The following is a 19,854-nucleotide window of genomic DNA, read 5'->3' as shown; positions in this document are numbered from 1 at the left end:
GACGCGCACTGTATTTAAGCAGCTTCATTCCGGCCTGCATCATGGTCCGAATTGACGACAACTTACTAGGTTTCTGGACGGGCTTATTTGTTATTTTTGCCATCGGATTACTGTCAGCGATGTTGTTCGACCATCTTCTTAAGTCTTGGTGGATTGAACGTTGATGGAAAAGCAGAAAATGAAATCGGGCATACCAGACCAGGTCGCCCGCATGATGGCACTCGCTACCCAGCAGCGGCGTCAGTATGACGCGAACCCGGACCCTTTGCCGGTTGTTGAGCCATCAGACGATGAAGATGTCCTTCAGCTTTCGGCGGAAGAGATTTTAGAGGAATGCTCCGAACAGCCTGAGACAGATATCGGCAACGCAAACAGATTGCTGATCCGCTTCGGCGAGCGTATCCGCCATGTAACCCACATCGGCTGGCATGGCTATGACGGCAAGAGATGGCTGGAGGATGCGTCAGGCGCTGTGGTTCGCAGGTTTGCCCACCGCACGGCAGAGCACATCGATGATGAGGCCGTGCGCCTTGATTGCTCCGAGGAAGAACAAGCAAAGATCGCCGCCGGCAAGATTGCCCGGGACGAGATCAAAAAACTCGGCAAATCTGACAAGTCGTGGGATGCGGACAAGCTCGCTGGATATGAGCGACTGCAGGCTGAAATTGAAAAGATGGACCGGGTTGAGAAAGATCGCTCTGGCCGGATCTCATCACGCCACGCCCATGCGAAACAGGCGGCCGGCACCTCAAAGATCAATAACATGTTGCAGGAAGCTGCGCCCTATTGCTCGTTGGATGTATCGGACCTCAACCGCGATTTACTTGCGCTGAATTGCCAGACAGGCACGCTGCGCTTTTTCTGCTCGGAGGTGGGCGGTACCGGAAAGTGGCAGATCCGAGTGGATCAACACAGGCCGTCAGACCTGATCTCAAAGCTCTCGGATGCGCAATTCCGCAACGAAGCCACGGCGCCGATGTTCGAGCAGTTTCTGCAACGGGTGATGCCATCGCCAGACTATCGCTCATTCCTGCAGAGATATCTCGGTTACTGCCTGCTGGGCCTGACTGGTGAGCAATGCCTGTTGTTCTTTTATGGCGCCGGCCGAAACGGCAAATCCACTTTTGTTGACATCATGGTCGAAATTCTTGGCGATTATGCCATTTCAATGTCGATCGATAGTTTTGCTGGCGACAGCAAGCGTGGTGGCGCGGAAGCAACGCCAGATCTGGCGCGCCTGCCAGGAGCGCGCCTTGTCGCCGCCAGTGAGCCGGAAATGGGCGTTCACCTGAAGGATGCGCTGATCAAGACCCTGACAGGTGGCGAACCAATCGCCGTCCGGCGTCTACATCAGGACTTTTTCGAACTCATACCGCAGTTCAAGATCATCCTGTCGGGTAATCACAAGCCGATCATTAAGGATGACTCGGATGGTATCTGGCGCCGTGTTCACCTGGTGCCGTGGGAAATCCAGATCCCTGAAGAGGAAGTCGACAAGACGCTAAAGGAAAAGCTGCTGTCGACTGAACGTGAGGGCATATTCCGCTGGATGGTAGCCGGTGCGCTCGAATACCTGCAACATGGCTTGCGGGTGCCAGACGGGGTGAGGGCGGCTACAGCTGAATACCGAGAGGAAAGTGATCCGATCGGTGCGTTCCTGCGCAACGCCTGCCATGTCACGGGCGATGATAATGATCGAGAGAGCCCGGAAGACCTCTACAACGGCTATGTCCGCTACGCCAAGCGTGAAGGCCTTGCCGATATCAGGCAGGCAACATTCTCACGCCGACTGCCCGACCAGACGCGCAAGACATGGAAGAGCCCTGAGGGCACGATGAAGCAATTCCAACGATTGCGTTCCAACGGCACCTTCTATTCAGGTATCAGGATCCGCGAGGAGTTTGATGGCAAGCCAGATGTCGGCACGCCGCCCGCAGGCCGCTTCGACGACAACGAACCATTCCCGCAGGAGTTTTGATGCTTGACACCCGGACCCTTCGTCGTACACACAGGACAGGTTGCTCTGCATCTGTCTTTCCGGTCCATTCGAGGGGTCCGGGGCGGACAGCTAGGACAGATAGCAGTCCATCGCGGACAGCAAGCGCCGCGCGCCACAAAGCGAAAACGCAAACAACTTCAAATCGTTATGAACGTTGGACAGCTAGGACAGCAAAATCCCGGTTTTCCATGATGCGCATGCGCTTACGCGTATTTCCTGACATCGAAGGATGCATGACGAAAATCTGTTTGGTCGCATCATGTAAACCTTGGAATTATCTGTCCAATCTGTCCAAGTGTTGATTTTGTTGTTCTTTTCGAACTCTACCTGTCCATTTATCTGTCCATTTCAATTCCTCTTTCTGTCCTAAGTGTCCAAAACGCCCCGAAAGGCTATGAGATGAAGAAAATTACCATTGAAAAATTGTTGACCTGGGCGTTCACACAGGAATTGTGCAAAATTGGTGGCGGTGACGTCGGTTCTGGCGCGCTTTCATCGAGCTTCTTGAAGGTCTCTGCCTACAGTGAACTGGGCACGCTGATTGATCGCACACCGAATGTGTACGGCGTCATTCCGACTTACGATGACGAAGGTGAACCGAGCACTGACGCCATCATGGTGGGCGATGCAGTTCGCGCGCTCGCCAAGCGTGGTGCTTTCGATATCGCGGAAGGCTGGAACCCGTTTCCAGAATGGTCAGATGATCACGGGTTGGTTGCGGCCGAGGTTCAGCGTGAACTTTCGACATTGCGTCTCAAGGGAGAACGTCTCGCGGGCAAACATATCTGCAGTCTGATGATCACGCATGCCGTTTTGGGTCGCGGCCCGGATTGGAAAGCGGAAGAGCCTTTGGTTGGACCGGTGCAGAAGCGCGGCAAGGATGCCTGGTTTGTCACCAGATCCGCAAAAGACGCATTTGGCCGCGCATATCGTTACGAGGCGGATGGTTACGACGCAAAGCGTCAGCGTCCACACCGCAACGCTTATCACAAAATGGAAATGAAAACGCCGATCCTGTCTGCCATTCAGGCCAGATTGGACTGGCAACTGTGGCAGGATGGTCTGTTTGTGCTTCATGAGACACTTGAGGGGCGCCTTTCGGCCCACGAACTGATTTGTTTTTCGCCCAATCGCCAGCCGTGGGTGGCTTTCAGCAACCAAATGAAAAACGCGCAAGCCGTTGAAATGGCGTAATATAAATGTTGTTTTCACCGCCTTGAAATGCGGCAGTTGGTTGACATATCTTGGTCACAGTAAAAAAGATTGGAAAACCCGCATCGGATCACCGGCGCGGGTTTTTTGTTGCCAGCAATGGAGGCGGTCATGTAACCGCGCGGCGAATGACTGCTGAATTGACCTTCGACACATCGGAGCTTCAGGCTCTTGGGCGGGCAATCAGTCGCCTTCCTGGTAATATCAGGACAAAGGCTATGGCTCGTGCCATGAGCAGAATGCGCGATATGGCCCGGACACGAGTGGTCAAGCGGTCTGCCGAGCGCGTGAAGCTTTCACCGAAGCAGGTGAGGGAGATTACCACCGCCCGTTTCAACGCTGGCAGCAACACGATTGAAGTCATCGAAAAGTCAGGGTGGATCAGCCTTTACAAGTTGGGCGCGACGCAAACAAAATCGGGTGTGCGGGTACGGCTAAGGGGATCTTACAAATCGGCCTTTATCGCCAAGATGGGATCAGGCCATAGCGGTGTGATGAAACGGGTAGGGTCGGCAAGGCTTCCAATCAGGGAGCTATACGGACCCAACCCGGCACACGATGTGACCAACAACCCGGATGTCTACCTGACGGTGCTTGCCGAACTGATCGAGGATCACCTCGCGCCGCGAGTGCTTCATGAGATCGATAGGCTGCTACCTCGATGACCGGGGTGCCGGGTCGGGCGGGGAGCACCCCCACCCCCCGGGTCAAGGGACCGTACATCTTTCCGACCTCCTGCGGGGCGAGGCGACCCCGAATTCCTGTCAGTCACATGGCTAAAAATATTGGGTTGTCGCGGTTGTCGGGGTTGTCGGTTCTGGTTGTCGCGGTTGTCGAAAGGATGCTGTGAGGTTGTCGTATGACGGATCAAGAAAATCTGGTCATGGCATCGGCCACGCAGATTGCGGAAAGAGATAACGTTACAAAGCAGGCTGTCTCAAAGGCGATCCGCAAGCTCATTGACGAGAGGCCGGACACGCCGGTAGAGCGGGGCCAGCAAGGCCAGATCATTCGGATCTCACTGGCGCATTACGACCACTTCCGGCAGAGTTTTACGAACCCTGCCAAGGCTGTGGCGCCGCTCCGTTCCGAGGATGGACGCCCCACAGGTCGAGGTTCATCAACTCCGATACGTGTTGAGGACAGTTTCGAAGAGGCCCGGCGCCAGTCAGAATGGCTGAAGGTTGGTCGCGAGCGCATTCGCCACCAGGAAGACTGTGGGCAGCTCATCCGCAAGGATAAAAACGAACAAGCGCTCACGGTGATTGGCGTCGAAATCCAATCGATCTTGAAGCGCTTACCAAATCGCTCAGACGATATCGCAATGGCGGTCTCGAAAGAGGGTGTTCACGGCGTCCGTGTGCTGATGCGCCAGATTGCCTTCGATGTCGGCGTAGAAATCGCGGACAAACTTTCGGCAATAGCTGCGGCTGCGCCCGAACAGGATCCTTTGATTGAGGATGAAGACGCGTGACGATGCATCCGGGAGCTTTGCGGGTTGGGGCTTCAGTGCTGGGCGCAGCAATACGTCCACAGCCGCCTGTTGAATTTCCGGTTTGGTTGCCAAAGAACGTTGTTCTGGTTGACGGACCCCGCAAGGGTGAGCTGTGGGCGGCAGAAGATGCGCCATATCTGCCGGAGATTGCGCACTGCCTTAGTCAGGAGCATCCATGCAACCTGGTTACAGTTCGAAAGGCTCAACAGACTGGCGTGACCATTCTTGCACTGGCTTGGATGATGTACATTGCTGAGAACAGTCCTGATAACGCGCTCTATGGCGTGCCAGGTATTGATGCTCTGCAGGATATCAACTCGGCGAAGCTGCAGCCGCTGATAGACAAATGGCAGGAACGTACTGAAAAGGTCATCATCCAGCCGACAACAAGTCGCTCTGGCGTAGGCTCAACTACCTACGAGAAAAAGTTTCCAGGCGGGTCAATCTTTCTCGCCAATGCAAACACAGTCATGGATCTCTCATCCAAAACGACCCGCTTTGGGGTGAAGGACGAGGTTTCGAAGTGGCAGATGTTGCCGAATGGAGCTGACCCGGAAAACTTGTTCTTCGGTCGTTTCACGGCCTTTCGGCGACAGAAGACTTACAAAATATTCGAGCTCTCAACCCCTGAACTCGACAGCGGTGAAGCGCTTGGAGAAGGTCCGGGCCACTGCCGTATCGACCGGAGCTTTAGACGGTCAGATCAGCGGTTCTGGTATATCCGATGCCCAGAGTGCCGGAAGGAAATGGTTCAAGACGACCGGAAGCTGCTGATAGACCGAAAGCAGCCTCATAAAACGGTCATGGTGTGCGACTGCGGACATCACATCTCGGAAATGGAGAGAGTTCAAGGCGTTAGAGCGGGACGCTACATCCCCACTTTCATTGAACCTGACCGGCACCCAGGCTTTCACGTCGATGCCTTCATGTCATTGATGATGTCCTACGAGGCAATTGCTGAGGATAAAATCACTTACGAGGCAAAGGGTGAGGCTGGGGCTAAAGATTACAGCAACCTTGTTCTAGCTCTTCCTTACCAAATGAAGGGCAACTCGCCTGATCATCAGCGTTTGATGGAACGCCGGGAGGATTATCTTGCTGGCACTATTACCGCCGGCGGATTGCTGTTCGTAGCAGGCGCTGACGTCCAGTCCTACGGTATCTATTGCGAGGGGGTCGTTTTCGGAGAGGACCGGCAGAGCTGGAATGTCTTTGCCGAATTCTTCGAGGGTGCAACAGATAACCCGCAAGCGGGCGCCTGGCTGTTGCTCGAGGAATTCTGCTCTCAGGAATTCCCGGATGGTCACGGCGTTCTCCGCAAGATCGAGGCTCTTGCAGTCGATAGCGGCTACAGACCGAACCAAGTGCGTGAGTGGTGCAGACGTCACCCCAACACATACGCGATCAAAGGCATGCCCGGTCGTGGTGTGCCTGCCATCAGTGCGCCAGTGCAAAAGGCAGTCAACAAGCGTGGAAAGCGTAAGCGGTTTGGTGGTGCTCTGTCCTGGCCTGTTGGAACCTGGGCTCTTAAAGCCGAGCTTTATGGCAATTTGCATAAGATCGGTCTGCGTTCTGGTGAGGCATCTGATCCGCCGGGGTACTGCCACTTCCATATGGAGCTGGGCGAGGAATACTTCCAACAGTTAACAGCTGAATATTTCAGCCAGAAACTGGTGAAGGGGAAACTGCACGAAGAGTGGATGCCACGCCGTGAGCACAACCACTTTCTCGATTGCCGCATCTACGCAATGGCAATGGCGGAGCATCTTGGTTTGTCGAGGATGACAAAGAGCCAATGGGCAGCGTTACGCTCAAAGCTCGAACCGAGTGAGCCGATCGATCTCCTATCAGAAGAGAGCCGCAAGGTAGCAGCAACCGCGGCTCCAGCAGAGACAGAGACACAGCAACCGGTTGATAAAACGAAAACACAATCGTCTTCGCCAGTGTCGAAGCCGGTTGAAAACAGGTGGGCGAAACGACGATGATGCGCAAGGTTTGGGAAAAATTGAAGGGTGGCAGTAATGCCACGCCTGCAATCCTCGGACCGCGCATTCGCTCACAAGCCGCATATCTTCGTGATAGCCAGTCTGGCGTCATCAAAGCTCGGCCCGCATCGCTACGGGAGCATCGCGACGAGGTTCGCAGGGTGTGGGGTCGCGCTGCGGCCCTCGCCATGGATTTATTGCAAAACTCTGGGCGTCTACGCGGCGCGGCTGATCAGATCCTCGCAGATACGGTGGGTGTGGAGCTTCAGTTGAACCCGCGCCCAGATCTTTCGCTGTTCGGATATTCCGCAACTGAAGCTGTAGCATGGACTAGGTTCGTTAAAGCCCGCTGGAAAATCTACGCATGGAACCCGCTGGAGTGCGATTTCAGAGCAAAGTTGACCATTCCGCAAATCACGGATGTAGGGCTGCGAAACTGGCTTGCCTTTGGCGAGAGTGTGGGTGTTGTCGAATATCTGCCGGAATGGCAAAGGCTTCCCGGCACAAGAACCGGAACCAAGTTTCTTCTGCTTACACCTGACAAACTTGTTCAGGATACGAACGAGTTCGAAGGAATGTATCAGGGGGTCATCCATGATGCACACGGTCGCCCCGTTTCATACCGCTTCGCTGAAAAGCGAAGTGGCATTTCGCAGAAACACGATTATGCCGCTCGTGATCGCGACGGCCGTCAGCTTGTAATGCATGCTTTCGATCCGTTTTCTGCGGATGATGTGCGTGGCCTGTCACCGTTGGCGCCGACCTTTCGGAAATATCTGATGGCGGAAAACACAGATGATGCCACAGCGCAGATCCGTTTTCTCCAGACGATCTATTCGGCTGTTCTGAAGAGCGACAGGCCGAGCGCTGAGGCGTTCGAGGCGCTGGAAAGCATGAAGGAAACTGGAGCGGAAGGCGTCGAAGATATTGCTGCTGATTTCGCACTCTACTTTAAGGCTCAACTGGATCGCGCTGCAGAGTCTGAGATCAGGATGGGGGCGGGGGCAGGTGTTTCACATCTGGCACCCGGAGAAGATCTGGAGTTCAAGACAATCACCGCTCCTGGAGCGGATTTCCCGGATTTCATGGCATCGCTCCATCGTGAGACGGCGCGGGCGCTGGGTATTTCGTATGGCGGTTACACGCTGGATTATACGAAAGCGACTTATGCCAGCACCAACATGGAGAACTCGGCGTTATGGCCTATTGCGCAGCGGCGCACCGATCGCATAGCAGCTCCACATGTGTTGGTACCTTACGCCAGTTGGCTGGATGAGGAAATCGGCGAAGGTCGGATCCCGTTCAAGGGCGGGTATGAGGCATTCAATGCAAACCGTGATGCTGTGCTTTGGGCAGTCTGCCAAGGTCCATCCAAACCAACAGCTGATGACTTGAAGCGTGCGAACGCGGCAAGCGAGCGCATTGCCAATGGCACCGGGATGCTGGAACGTGAGTGTGCCGAGAACGGGGATGATCCTGAAGAGGTCTTTGAAAGCCGGTTGCTCTGGCACAATCGCTACGTCGAAGCTGGTTTACCTTCGCCCTTTGAACGCGGATATGGTGGCAAGCCATCGACCAGCGAAGTTGCACCGAAAGAAGGTGTAGCATCATGACGACCTTCGTCAAAATTGCTGGCATGACCGTCGATCTCGACGACCCTTGCGCCATGTATGCCGCTCTTGCGGCCGTGAAGGCCAAGCGCCTTGCCGGAGAGCAGATTGAAGAAAGTGAAATCCGCTCTCCAGTGATGCAGCAGCGGGTGAAAGTCGCATCCTCCAGCATTGCCGATATCGACAAGGAGCTGGTGCGCCTACAGGCTGCCTGTCAGGCGAAAACAACCGGTTGCCGTCCCTCACGGCGCTGGAACCTGAAGTTCTAACAATTGAAACCTGAAGGAAAATCTATGCGTTTGCTCCGAAGTAGTCTCTTCGCTGCGCTGGCCCTTGTCGCCTGCGCGTTTGCTTCTGCGCCTGTTTTTGCCGCGGTAGCTGCTGATAATGCTGTATATGAAAATATCCAGCAGTCACTCAAGACCAAGATGGTCCACGTCGGGGTTACGGCCACCAACCACGACATGACGCCCTGTGTCTTGCCAGTCATCCAAACTTCGACCGCGCTCGGTCACCATGTCCAAAACGCTCGAAGTTACGGGCGTATTTCTTACACGGCGCACCGTTTGCCAACTGTCGAATTCTTCAGGCGATGCTGAAGCATGATTGATTTCGGCTCAAGATAAAAACGATAGAATGCTGCATTGCGTCGGCATTCTATCACATTGCCCCGCTCTGTTGTCTGATCTTACAGACAAGAGACTGAGGCAAACCCTCCTATCACTTCCAAAGGAAATATCATGGCTGTTCTCGTGAACGGCGAGCTCATTCTCTATGGGTTCGTTGGTGACAATTATTGGGATGCTGGATTTACCGCTCGAGAAGTCATCGAGGCCCTGGCCGAAGTTGGCCGGGATGCTGATATCACCGTGCGCATTAATTCCGGTGGTGGTTATACCGATGACGGCGTTTCCATCTACAACGCCCTTAAAGCTCACAAGGGCAAGGTGACCGTCATCATTGATGCCGTGGCTTTTTCCAGCGCGTCCCTGATTGCGATGGCCGGGCAGGATCGCATCATGCGTAAGGGCGCGATGATGATGATCCACGACCCCTCCGGTGGTGTGTGGGGGACGGCGCAGGATCTGGAGAGCTACACCAAGTACCTCACGAAACAAGCCGAAAGCATGGCCGGCATCTACGCCGATGTTTCAGGTGACGATCCTGACGATATCCGCGACGAGATGAAAACCGAGCTTTGGCTAACAGCCGAAGAGGCGGTCGAACGCGGTTTCGCAACTTCGGTTGCTGAGACAAAGAGCAAGGTCGTGGCCGCTCACGACTACCGCGTCTACTCACAGGCACCAGAGCGTCTCGTTGCAATGGCAACCAAGAAAAACTGGTCTCACGAAGAGGCCAAACCGAGAGCCATGGCTTCCGCCACGGCACCTGCCCGTCAACCCGAAAAGGAAACTAATATGACGGAAAAAACCAAGGCGGAAGAAGCCTCCGCCGAGATCGAGGCTGCGAAGAAAGACGCTGCGAAAGCTGCTGTCGCCGCTTACCAGACCCGCCGGAAAAATGTGATGGCCCTCGAGGAGGCCAAGGGCCGTGAAGCTCTGGCAGAAAAGCTGATCGAAACCGATCTCTCAGAGGACGCCATCAAGGACACACTTTCCGTCGCATCTAAAGCTGCCGCCCCACAAGTTGGGAAGCCGCAGGCCTCTGGCTACGAGCAGCAGCGGATCTCCGCGGCCGCTGGTTTGGCCCAACCGGGTTCTGCCGAAAAGACTGAGGCCGAGAACCGGACGCCGTTGCGTGCTTCCGTCGACCGCCTCAACAAACGCCGATAACTGGAGACCGCATCCATGGTTGTTCTTACGGAAAATCTGCGCCGCACGGCGCATTATCTCGTCTCGGAAGCCAATGGCTTCCGTTCACGCGAAGTCGGGGTTATCGCGTCTGGTAGCGGCAGGGTCGCACCAGGAGCGGTTCTCGGTCGCATCACTGCCAGCAAGAAGCTGGTTCCGCTAGCCCCGGGCGCTTCGGACGGCTCGCAAACCGCTGCTGCCATTCTCTTTGAAGGTTGCGATGCAACGTCTGCAGACGTTCGCCGCACGATTACCGCCCGCGATGCAGAAGTCCAGGCCGCAGTGCTGGTCTGGGCTGTGGGCGTGACTGACAATCAAAAGACCGCCGCGCTAGCCCAGCTTGCCGCGCTCGGCATTGCAGCCCGATAAGGAGGGGTAATTCAATGGCTCTTGTGGCAGATATTTTTAACCAGAACGCGTGGGGCGTTATTGAAGTGCAGGAAGAGGTAATCGACCGGGTCGATTACAAACCTCAGCTTCTTGGATCGCTCGGCCTTTTTGCGCCGATCTATTCCCGGTCTCGTACGATCGCTATTGTCGATCGAAACGGAACTCTGACACTCATTCCTACGTCGCCAACCGGCGCGCCACCCGAAGAGCTTATTCCAAAGGGCGCTAAAGTCCGCACGATGGAAGCTGTTCGATTGGCGAAGGGCTCTACAATCTACGCCATCGAATTGGCTGGAATTGCTGCGCTGCCCATGGATGATCAGACCATCGAAGTTTCCGATGAGGTGGCGACACGAACGGCACAAATCACCGATGATCTCGAGCTGACCTGGGAGCACATGCGTTTTGGCGCGATCCAAGGCAAAGTATTGGATGCCGACGGAACAACCGTCCTCGTTGACTGGTACGCATTCTGGGGCATTGCCGAACCGACCGAAATCGACTTCGAGCTTGATCAAGACGCCACCGACGTTCGCAAAAAATGCCGTGACGTAAAGCGCGAAATGCAAAGGGCTGGCAAAGGCATCTGGACGCCGAACACCAAGGTTGGCGCTCTGGTTGGCGACACTTTCTATGACCTGCTCGTTAATCACAAGCAGTACAAAGAAACCAAGCTGGGCACTGAAGGCGCTGTGGATCTCGAAGGTATTGAGGGCTACTCAGCCGTCACATTTGAAGGGATCACCTTTATCAACTACCGCGGGACCGATGACGACAGCACGATCGCCATCGGCACTAACAACGCTCGCTTCTTCCCAATCGGTGCGCGTAACGCGTTTCAGGTTGGCTGGGCGCCGGCTAGCGAATTCAAGCCATACTTGAACAAGCGTGGACAGGAAAAGGTTGGTCTTATCCTTTCGGATGTGTCTGGACGCGATGAGTGGGATCGGGTGGAAATCTACAGCTACCCGCTCTTTATCGCAACTCGCCCTGAAATGCTTCTTCGTGCAAAGGCCGCGTAAGCGCGGCCTCGGCGCACTTTAGAAAGGACTATCCTGTGAAAGATGTTCTTGTAACAGAGGCTGGTTTCTATGGAGGCCAGTTCCTCAAGCCCGGGCAGACCTATCGAGCAGACGATGTTGATGATGCTACCGTCAACATCAAGGATATGAATAAAGACGAATTGGTCGCAGAGGCGGTAAAGCGCGGTATTGAGCCGCCGAGTAACGCCACCAAAGCTGATCTCGTCAAACTCCTGTCCGGTGACAGCGATGATTGATTGGCAGGCAGCCCGTGCCTTCACAGAGACGGCGTGCGCCGAAATCTTTGACGTTACGGCCTGCCAGCTTATTCCCATGACGACTGGACTGACGGTCAACCACAAGGGCGGGCCTGATCCAGCTCGCGATCCTTTTCCGTTTTTGGGGACCATTGATCTGGAACCGCCGAGCGATCGTATCGTCCGGCATTTGTCGAACGATCCCGGCAGCAACTCGAAGACCGTGTCGTATGATGCGGTGCTTTCTGCGCATGTGGGCTCCTGGCTCTATTTGCCGAAACGTGGCGACCACATTCAGTCCGGCACCATCACTTACAAAATCGCGGCCATTGAAAAAGACGGTTCCAGCAGGCCCGCTTGGTACCTGACGAGGGTATAATGTTATCTGCTGAAGCTCTGAGATTGACACTGATCGAAGTTCTGCTTCCGACAGGTGTGGCCACAAGTGGTGCTGCTTATCCAACACTGGCGGCCGGTCGGGTTTACGACAGCCGGCCAGCGCCTGTTGAGGATCTTGATCGGGCCGATGACACGGCGTTGCCGTGCCTCTCGCTTTTTACGACGTCCAGTGGCGTCAATCTGCGCGGCGATGCATCGAGCAACTGGGACACGATCGCCTATACCGAGATCGAGATCGTCGCCGAGTTGATGGTAAAAGTTCAAGATGACGACGGTGGTTTTGCTGATGCCGCTGAGACCGACCCGGAAGGTCGGATGATCCTGGCCGCTTTGTGCAGCCAGGTACGCCGCTTGATCGAGGTTTCTCCGTTGGTCCGCAAGATCGTTCGAAAAATCGAAGATCTGGACGAGCCGACATTTGCGGTACCGGAGCTCGGCCTGCGTTACCACCGCATCATGATGAAGTACCGTTTCTCGATCAAAGACGATGTCTTCTCCCAAGCCGGCGGGTTGCCGGAGCCTTGTGCTTCAGTGCTTGCCGCTTTGCCTGAACAATCTTATGCGCGTGAAAAACTGGAGGCGTTGGCCTTGCAGTTTCCAGCGCAGACAATGACGCCGCTTAAAGGTGTCGACATGCGTACCGGCAGTACAGTGCCGGGCGCGACGGTCAATTTCCCCTCCTGATCTGGAGCTTTCCCATGCCTGATATTTATGTACCCGCGCCGGGCAAGCGCGTGCCGATGCCCTATGGCCAGCCGGACTGGCCGGAAGACGGGCGACCTGTGAATTTTGCCTCCGGATGGGAGGCGCGCCTCGTCAAGGATGGCGACCTCGTCAAAAAAGTCGAAACGCCGGTGTCGACCGGTAAAACTGGAGGATCCAAATAATGGCATCCAATATTCCTGCCAATCTGACGGCTCCGATCTTTACCTTCGACGTGCAGTCTGGTGGCCAGTTCGAAGCGGAAACCCGCATGCTGATCCTCGGTTTCGGCCTTCCTGCTGGTGACCTTGCTGAAAACGGTATTGCCATTTGTAACACGCGTAACGAAGCGCGGATCCTTGCGGGTGCGGGCTCGATGCTGGAAAGCATGTTCATTGCTGCGCGCAAAAATGCACCGACACAGGAAATCTGGCTTGGTCGTGTCGCTGATAATGGCACTGCCGAGATCCGCACAATCACCATCGGTGCGCCTCCGGCTGGCGGCGGGCAGGGCGTCCTGCAGATTGCCGGTGAAAATGTCGAAGTGGAACTTCCAGCGGCGATGACGGCCGCGCAGCTTGCCACCGCGCTTGGTGCCGCGATCAACGGCTACTACAACCGTTTGACCGGCAAGAGCCTGCCATTTACCGCGACCGTTGCCACCAACGTGGTGACACTCACAGCGCGACATAAAGGCACCTATGCGACGGGTCTGGATGTCTATGTACCGATCCTCGATCGCATCAACGCCTTTGATCAGCTATTCACGTTCGCGACGGCGACGCCTGGTGCTGGTGCGCCATCGCTGACCAATATTCTGGCCGCTCTCAGCGATGACCCGTTTGAAATCATTCTCTGCCCGTTCGGTGATACCGCTAACTTGGCCATTCTTGATGACTTCCTCGGTGAAGTCTCAGGTCGCTGGTCATATGCGCAGCAGATCTACGGTCATGCCTTCTATCCGAAGACGGACACAGCTGCGAACCTGACGACTTTCGCGCTGGCACGCAACAGCTGGCACCTGACGATGATCCCGCGTTTTTCCAATGGTGGATTTGCGCAGCCGGATTACGAGTGGCTTGCCGCCTTGGTTGGTCGTATCGCACCATGGCTTGGGGGTGGCGCGAATGGTGACGTGTCGCGCAATCAGACCGGTCTTGTCGTAGAGGGCATTTCTGCGCCTCGCGACCGGCTGTACTGGCCAGATTACGCGACACGCAACGCATTCGTTGGCAATGGCGTTTCGACCTGGAGCGTCAGCCGCAGTGGTGATGTTTGCATCGACAAGATTGTCACACACCAGCAGACGACGAACGGCGCGCCGGACACGACGTTCCGCGACATTCAGCGGGTGTTCCAGTTGACATATGCGCTGAAGAAATTCCGCGCGGATCTGGCTTACGAGCATTCCAACAAGGCGCTGGCTGATAGCAACCCTGATAACCTTGATGCCATCTCGACGGTCAAGGATATCAAGGCGACGCTGTACCATTCGTACGCTTCGATGAGTGGCGTGCTGGAAAACAGCGACGCGGCGCTTCAGGCGATAGTGGTTCTGCGAAATACCGAGAACCCAAACCGCGTCGATGCGCACCTGCCGCTCGATTTCGTCAATGCCCTCGATATCTTTGCAGGTGTCGCGCGCGTCTACAGTCAGTTCCGCTAAGCGGCCGCTCACGAAAGGATTGATCCATGAGCAATGATTTTGGCGGACGGATGACGCTCCGTTTTTCCAGCGGTGTCCTTATTGCGCTGCGCGCTAACGTGAACATATCGCCCTCTCGCGTTTCCATCGAGGCGATTGCCAATCAAGACGGCAGTGTCGATCGATCTGCGACAGTAAAGGCCGGTACATGTGAAATTAGTTTTGCCGATGCTGGTCAGGATCTGGATGCTCTTCTGTCCGGAGATCGCTTTAACGCGACGCTGATAGAGGAGTTCGGCGGCAATACGCACTATTTTACCAAGGCCTTCATTGCTGGTGACCCCACGATAAATCGCATCACCGGCGAGGTCACAGGTGCGGTGCTGAATTATGAGACTTACCGGAAAACCTCAGCATGACAGTAACAGTTGCTCTCTCAAAGTCGTACACCTCTGGACCGGACAGCCGGACCTTTGCAGAGGTGCAACTGCGCGAGCCTACATACAAAGAGATTTTTCTCTCCAGTATTGGTGAGCCTCGTGAGTTTCAGCCCACACAAGGTGGCGCGGTGCTATTGGTCTACCCTGAACGGGTAGACCAATATCTGCAGCGGATCTGCGTTTCTCCCGGATATGAATATTTGCATGTGCTGAACGCCGTGGACTCTTTGCGGCTGCAGAACGCGGTTTGCGATTTTTTTCGGGAAGAGCCGGCTGCCTTGAGGCCGCCGATGCCTTTGTCTTCCGGTTCGGATGGGACGCCTCAAGAGTAGAGGAAATGACGCTTAGCCAGATTGCCTGGTGGGCGCGGCGGTTTGTTGACGGGAAAAATAAATGACACGTGAAGTCGAAGCCAGACTGCGGATCTCCGCTGTCGATCGAACCGGCAATGTTCTCAAAAATGTTGCTGGCAAGATGGATCAGGTCAATCGACGTGCCGCCGCACTCAACCGTCAGCAATCTGTTATGGCGCGCTCATCCGCGACGTTGCTAGCAAGCACATCGCGTTTTCTGGCGCCTGCCGCCATCACCTATGGGGCCAAGGCGGCGCTTACAGATTTCGCAGCATTGGAACGGCAGATGACCCGTATCGGAGTGACGGCCGATGCTTCTGCCGAGCAGACCAAACGTGCATTCGAAGAGGCGCAGCGCGTTACCAAGGATCTCGGTTATGACAGTGTGGCACCGGCCATCGAGGCGCTCGATACGCTGGTGGCTTCAGGACAGTCTCTGGAAGAGGCTATGGCGTTTTTGCCATCTGTGCTTGCCACTGCGCAGGCATCCGGCGCTGCGACCACTGACATTGCCAATACCGGCCTGAAAGCTGCATCTGCCCTAAAAATTCAGGCCAACCAGCTGCAGCGTGCCTTTGACATCATGGTGATGGGCGGCAAGGCTGGCCAGTTCGAACTGAAGGATATGGCGCAGTATATTCCAGGTCTGGCCAACAGTTTCGCCAGCCTTGGTTATGAGGGGGAAGATGGTCTGAAGAGGCTTGTCGCGATCCTGCAGACGATCCGCGAAGATACCGGCGACGCGTCGACCGCTGCCACTCAGGCGCAGAACATATTTGGCAAAATGTATTCCGAGGAAACTGCCAACAAGTTCAAGGACTTTGGCATCAACCTTCGTAAGGAACTTAAGGCTGCGCAAAAGGCCGGTGAAGATGCGGTAACCGCATTCGTACGCATCTCGAAAGAGGCCATGGATGGTGATCTGTCGAAGTTGCCGCTGCTGTTTTCCGATCAGGAATTCCGTCTTGGTATGCAGTCATTGATCACCTCGGAAGAGAGCTTGCAGAAGTTCCTCAAGACCGTGAATGGCGCTGAGGTCGATGGCGTAGTTTTCCGTGATCTAAATCGCGTCCTGAGTGATACGCAGGCCAGTATCGACCGCATGTCGAATAGCTGGAGCAAGATGTGGACCAGTATTGGTGGCGCAGTTGCCAAGCCTGCCACCGCTACCATGGATGCGATTACCGAGGATGTCGACTACGGTCAGGCTGTTCGAAAGGGCCTTGAAAAACGCGGCATGTCCTACTGGGAAATCGAGAACTGGATGTTCAAGAACATGCCGTTCGGTTCGTGGTCGCGCGGTGAAGGCAGCGACCAGATGGCATATGAGGGCGGTCTGAATGATCCGGAGTTTCTCAAGAAATTCCAGCAGGGACCAAACACACCTGCAGGATGGAAACCGCCAAACGCCGAGTTTCCGGGTGGTGGTACCGGTCAGATACCCGTGCCAGGACAGAGACCTTTTGGTGCGGGTTCGTCAATGACGCTTCCGGCTGGGTTGCCGCCAGAATTACAGTCAAGGAGCAATCCGCAGGGTCCTCCGATGGCCGGGATTGCGGCATTCCCGGTTTCGACCCCGACAAAAGATGAGCTCAAGCAGGCATTCGCAATGCCGACAAAAGACGAATGGAAAAACGCACTCAAGATCGAAATCGACAGCCTGAAGGACCGAGGCACGGAAGCCGGTCAGGCAGTTGCTGACGGTGGCCGGGATGCGGGCAAGGCCGTGGAAGAAAGTGCCGCATTCCTGAAAGTGGCAGGTGTTGATGTCGGGGCGCAAATCATGGCTGCGGCTCAAAAACTGGCAGACGCTGCGAGCCGGTTTAATAGTGCCAATGTGGCTTTGGGTAATGCCTCGCAGGGGCGGCCAGTCAATGCTGATCGCGGCCGCTCGATGCCACCTTCGGCCAATACGCCGGGTGGCAGTTTCTAAGGGTTCTTTGTCATGAGAGACTGGAAAAAGACACTGCGCCGCGCCAGTTATCGCGGCGTACCTTTTTGGGTGGACTGGGATGATTTCAGTGGCGGCAAGAGATTGGCGCTGCATGAAAAGGCCGGTGGCAGGGTAACCGAGCTGGAAGAGCTTGGACTGCTCACGCCACAGTTTGATGTGACCGCATATCTTGTCAGTGACCGTGCTGATGTCCAGGCACTTGCATTGCAGACTGCGTGCCTTGCCGAGGGGGCGGGCCGTTTGGTGCTGCCGATGGATGGTGGGATGATGGCGACCTGCGCCACTTTCCGCCGCAGTCGCACAAAGGACCGGGCCGGTTATATCGCCTTTGATGCAAACTTTATCCCCTGGCAGATTGATGCCGGGGCTGTTCTTTCACCAGCAGATATCAGCGTTGCTGTCAGCAATGCCTTTGTTTCTGCCGCGTCACAAATGGCTTCCTTCTTTCGGTGAACCGCATGGCTGCTGACAGGCAAATCATACTCAACTGGATCTCTGATCTGTCAGCCTCGATCGTTGTTGATGAAGAGGATCTGGCTGATATCACAACGCGCGTTGTGATCGCGGCCAATCTGACAGCGGAAGCCTTTGCGCAAGAGGTGCTGGATCTGATGCGGGTGATTGCAGAAAACGCAAGCGAGCCCGGGCATTTCGACCAGATCTCGCTGATGCCTGTTGTGTCCGGTAAAACGTTGTCTGCCTGCAGCATCCTGCAGGCGTTAGGTCTGGCGGTTGCCGGCGGACGCATAGCATGGCCGTCACGGCCTGAAGCGCGACGAGTGCGAAGCCGCGTTGCTGATGCCGGTGATGCAGGATTGGCGGCGGTTTCCAGCCTCGGTGGCGACGGTGCGGATCTGTATGCCTGGTTATCGTCAGTAATTGCCGTGTCGGTGCGGCTGATCTCTGACATTGCTGCCAGCGCAGCGCCGATCGTCAAGATAAAGACTGGCATTTCCCTGCCATCCACAGTCTTGGCCTATCAGCTTTACGGTGATGCGAAGCGTGCTCAAGGCGTGGTCGATATAGCGGGTGCTGCCACGCCACTGGTGATGCCAACAACATTTGATGCCCTGGCATCCTGAAGGTTTCCATGTTTGAGACGCTGACCATAGACGGCCTGCCGCCGTACAAGTCGATCACGATCGACAGCTCGGCAGAAGAGGCTGTACGCACTGCGACCGTTGATCTTGTTGTGACCGGACCCGGCTTGCCTGTCGAAGTGGGAAGTCCGGTTACTATTAAAGCAGGTGCTGATCTCTTGTTGACCGGCCAGGTTCGCGACATGAACCCTGGTCATGACGCCACGACACGCTCACTGTCTGTGTCCGTGTGCTCACGCACGGTCGACGCGACGGAATGTTCGGTTGAGCATCCGTCCGGCGAAGTGCTGAACAAGGATCTCGCTGCGATTGCCAAGGAATTTGACAGTGCCGGTATCGGCATTGAAAGCGATGGGTCTCTGCCGGTCGAGCCTCGCCACAAGCTAAGAACCGGCGAAACGCTGTTCTCGACGTTGGAGCGAAGGGCGCGGGGTCGTGGCGTTCTGATCTACGACACGCCCGAAGGCAAGCTGAAGCTAGCGACCAAACCTGAGGGAACACACAAGGGTGGGCTCATTTTAGGTGTTAATATTGAGAATGCATCCGCTCAGCTCACTGAGCGGGGACGATACAGCAAGGTCAAGGTCCGCGGGCAAGCAACTGACGGAACTGCCAAGCAGCAGCTGCGTGGCGAAACCACTGCCAGCGACAAGGGAGTAACCCGGTCTCGCACGCTAATTATCCCGCACGAAGGTGAAACCACACTCGACCGTTTGAAGAGTAGGGCGGACTGGGCAGTGAAGCGTGGTGTTGGCAATAGCGCGACAGCAACCATCAGAGTTACCGGTTGGCGTGATGCGGGTGGCAAGATCTGGTCTCGTAACTGGCTGGTCTATGTCGAGGATGAGTTGATCGGCATCAAGGGCATGATGGTGATCAAGTCAGTATCGCTCTCGCAGGAAGCCGCTGGTGACAGCACAGGAACCACTGCAACGCTGACACTCGCAGATCCCCGCGCGCTTGGTGGTGAAAATCCACGCGGCAAATCGTCGAAGGCTTATAGCGCGCCTAGCAAGATCAGCGCCGAATATGAGGATGAGTGATGTCAGGCAAGCGAATTGAGCTGGACGGCGTCAATGTGGAGCGTGGTGGCCAGCAATTCGTTTCCGGTCGCGGCCTGTTCAAGGATGGCTACACCAACGTTCATCGTATCGAGACGCATGGATTGTTGTCGATGCCTGTCAAAGGCGCAAAGGCGCTTTTGATCTCCCCAAACGATGATCCGGATCAGGCCTATGTGATAGGCGGTGAACATCCATCGCACCGGCCACAGGATATTCCATCGGGTGGCACCGCCATTTACGATGCCAACGGCAACATCATCAGCTTAGTTGGCGCGAAGATCCGGTTGGTCGCGCCTTTGTTTGAGTTTGTCGGAAACATCACGCTGCAGGGCGATTTGAACGTGACCGGCAACATACACGCTACCGGTTCTATCATCGACGAAGGTGGCAACACCGCCAACCACGGTCACTAAACG

Annotated in this window: 22 protein-coding genes; all 22 read left to right on the top strand. The window is 55.6% G+C overall.

Annotation, left to right across the window (positions count from 1 at the left end; translation table 11 throughout):
* Positions 1-163 precede the first annotated feature (163 nt).
* Positions 164-1,978, top strand: a complete 1,815-nt coding sequence (locus IB237_RS23375) for a phage/plasmid primase, P4 family (protein ID WP_192491128.1) — start codon at positions 164-166, stop codon at positions 1,976-1,978.
* A 420-nt stretch (positions 1,979-2,398) separates the two neighbouring features.
* On the top strand, positions 2,399-3,193 hold the full coding sequence (locus IB237_RS23370; protein WP_192491127.1) for a hypothetical protein: 795 nt from the start codon (positions 2,399-2,401) through the stop codon (positions 3,191-3,193).
* Positions 3,194-3,429: 236 nt separating this feature from the next.
* Positions 3,430-3,876, top strand: a complete 447-nt coding sequence (locus IB237_RS23365) for a hypothetical protein (RefSeq protein ID WP_192491126.1) — start codon at positions 3,430-3,432, stop codon at positions 3,874-3,876.
* A gap of 194 nt (positions 3,877-4,070) precedes the next feature.
* Positions 4,071-4,685 (top strand): hypothetical protein, encoded by a 615-nt coding sequence (locus IB237_RS23360; RefSeq protein WP_192491125.1) that lies wholly within the window; start codon positions 4,071-4,073, stop codon positions 4,683-4,685.
* A gap of 2 nt (positions 4,686-4,687) precedes the next feature.
* The gene (locus IB237_RS23355) at positions 4,688-6,691 is read left to right on the top strand and encodes a terminase gpA endonuclease subunit (protein WP_210324079.1); all 2,004 of its coding nucleotides are present in this window, start codon (positions 4,688-4,690) and stop codon (positions 6,689-6,691) included.
* Positions 6,688-8,304, top strand: a complete 1,617-nt coding sequence (locus tag IB237_RS23350; protein ID WP_192491123.1) for a phage portal protein — start codon at positions 6,688-6,690, stop codon at positions 8,302-8,304. Before IB237_RS23355 ends, IB237_RS23350 begins: the two co-directional genes overlap by 4 nt.
* Positions 8,301-8,570, top strand: a complete 270-nt coding sequence (locus IB237_RS23345) for a hypothetical protein (RefSeq protein WP_192491122.1) — start codon at positions 8,301-8,303, stop codon at positions 8,568-8,570. Before IB237_RS23350 ends, IB237_RS23345 begins: the two co-directional genes overlap by 4 nt.
* Before the next feature lie 471 nt (positions 8,571-9,041).
* The gene (locus tag IB237_RS23340) at positions 9,042-10,094 is read left to right on the top strand and encodes a head maturation protease, ClpP-related (protein WP_192491121.1); all 1,053 of its coding nucleotides are present in this window, start codon (positions 9,042-9,044) and stop codon (positions 10,092-10,094) included.
* A 15-nt stretch (positions 10,095-10,109) separates the two neighbouring features.
* On the top strand, positions 10,110-10,481 hold the full coding sequence (locus IB237_RS23335) for a head decoration protein (RefSeq protein ID WP_192491120.1): 372 nt from the start codon (positions 10,110-10,112) through the stop codon (positions 10,479-10,481).
* A 14-nt stretch (positions 10,482-10,495) separates the two neighbouring features.
* On the top strand, positions 10,496-11,524 hold the full coding sequence (locus IB237_RS23330; protein ID WP_192491119.1) for a major capsid protein: 1,029 nt from the start codon (positions 10,496-10,498) through the stop codon (positions 11,522-11,524).
* 35 nt (positions 11,525-11,559) lie between these two features.
* Positions 11,560-11,781, top strand: a complete 222-nt coding sequence (locus tag IB237_RS23325; RefSeq protein ID WP_192491118.1) for a hypothetical protein — start codon at positions 11,560-11,562, stop codon at positions 11,779-11,781.
* Positions 11,774-12,160, top strand: coding sequence for a hypothetical protein (locus tag IB237_RS23320; RefSeq protein WP_192491117.1), 387 nt, complete (start codon positions 11,774-11,776; stop codon positions 12,158-12,160). Before IB237_RS23325 ends, IB237_RS23320 begins: the two co-directional genes overlap by 8 nt.
* A complete protein-coding gene (locus IB237_RS23315; protein ID WP_192491116.1) occupies positions 12,160-12,864 on the top strand; it encodes a hypothetical protein in 705 nt (234 codons plus the stop codon). The genes IB237_RS23320 and IB237_RS23315 overlap by 1 nt, the downstream gene beginning before the upstream one ends.
* 14 nt (positions 12,865-12,878) lie before the next feature.
* The gene (locus tag IB237_RS23310) at positions 12,879-13,067 is read left to right on the top strand and encodes a hypothetical protein (RefSeq protein WP_192491115.1); all 189 of its coding nucleotides are present in this window, start codon (positions 12,879-12,881) and stop codon (positions 13,065-13,067) included.
* Positions 13,067-14,548 carry a hypothetical protein gene (locus tag IB237_RS23305; RefSeq protein WP_192491114.1) on the top strand — a complete coding sequence of 494 codons (1,482 nt, stop codon included), beginning with the start codon at positions 13,067-13,069 and terminating at the stop codon, positions 14,546-14,548. The genes IB237_RS23310 and IB237_RS23305 overlap by 1 nt, the downstream gene beginning before the upstream one ends.
* Before the next feature lie 26 nt (positions 14,549-14,574).
* Positions 14,575-14,946 carry a phage tail tube protein gene (locus IB237_RS23300; RefSeq protein WP_192491113.1) on the top strand — a complete coding sequence of 124 codons (372 nt, stop codon included), beginning with the start codon at positions 14,575-14,577 and terminating at the stop codon, positions 14,944-14,946.
* Entirely contained in the window at positions 14,943-15,299 is a 357-nt protein-coding gene (locus tag IB237_RS23295; RefSeq protein ID WP_192491112.1) for a hypothetical protein, read from the top strand. Before IB237_RS23300 ends, IB237_RS23295 begins: the two co-directional genes overlap by 4 nt.
* Before the next feature lie 61 nt (positions 15,300-15,360).
* On the top strand, positions 15,361-17,253 hold the full coding sequence (locus IB237_RS23290) for a phage tail tape measure protein (RefSeq protein ID WP_192491111.1): 1,893 nt from the start codon (positions 15,361-15,363) through the stop codon (positions 17,251-17,253).
* A 12-nt stretch (positions 17,254-17,265) separates the two neighbouring features.
* Positions 17,266-17,727, top strand: a complete 462-nt coding sequence (locus IB237_RS23285) for a DNA circularization N-terminal domain-containing protein (RefSeq protein WP_192491110.1) — start codon at positions 17,266-17,268, stop codon at positions 17,725-17,727.
* Between the two features lie 5 nt (positions 17,728-17,732).
* Entirely contained in the window at positions 17,733-18,356 is a 624-nt protein-coding gene (locus tag IB237_RS23280; protein ID WP_192491109.1) for a hypothetical protein, read from the top strand.
* An 8-nt stretch (positions 18,357-18,364) separates the two neighbouring features.
* Entirely contained in the window at positions 18,365-19,417 is a 1,053-nt protein-coding gene (locus tag IB237_RS23275; protein WP_192491108.1) for a hypothetical protein, read from the top strand.
* Positions 19,417-19,851: a phage baseplate assembly protein gene (locus IB237_RS23270; protein ID WP_192491107.1), complete on the top strand. Its 435-nt coding sequence runs from the start codon at positions 19,417-19,419 to the stop codon at positions 19,849-19,851. Before IB237_RS23275 ends, IB237_RS23270 begins: the two co-directional genes overlap by 1 nt.
* Positions 19,852-19,854: the final 3 nt, after the last annotated feature.

This window comes from Agrobacterium sp. AGB01 (genome assembly GCF_014851585.1).
Lineage (GTDB): Bacteria > Pseudomonadota > Alphaproteobacteria > Rhizobiales > Rhizobiaceae > Agrobacterium.
Note: the sequence above shows the minus strand (reverse complement) of the source record. Positions and strands in the feature narration are given on the sequence as shown.